The organism is Oleiphilus sp. HI0079, from assembly GCF_001635105.1.
Window position 1 is genome coordinate 1 of record NZ_LWFT01000459.1, and the last position, 319, is coordinate 319.

Annotated in this window: 1 protein-coding gene; it reads right to left on the reverse strand. The window is 47.3% G+C overall.

Annotated elements, in window-relative coordinates:
- Positions 1-319, reverse strand: a 319-nt coding sequence (locus tag A3750_RS05965) for a MazG nucleotide pyrophosphohydrolase domain-containing protein (RefSeq protein WP_304440176.1), incomplete at both ends; no start/stop codon positions are given.

Here is a 319-nt window from a genome sequence, read left to right on the forward strand (position 1 = left end):
ATTAAAGCGCCGGGTGAATTTATCGTTACAGCCACGCAATGCCTCGTCGGGATTTACCTTCAGAAAACGCGCTAGATTAACGCCACAAAACAGCAAATCACCCACTTCATCCGTAAGCCTTGCATGAATATCAGGCTCTCGGAAACTCTTGTCCTTTGCGTCCTGAATAACCTCGCGTATCTCACCAATTTCTTCTTCGAGCTTGGCAAACACATCGTCAATATTGTCCCAATCAAACCCGACATTAGAGGCGCGACGCTGCAATTTATCTGCACGCCCTAACGAAGGGAGCGCCTTTGGAATGTCAGACAGAATACTA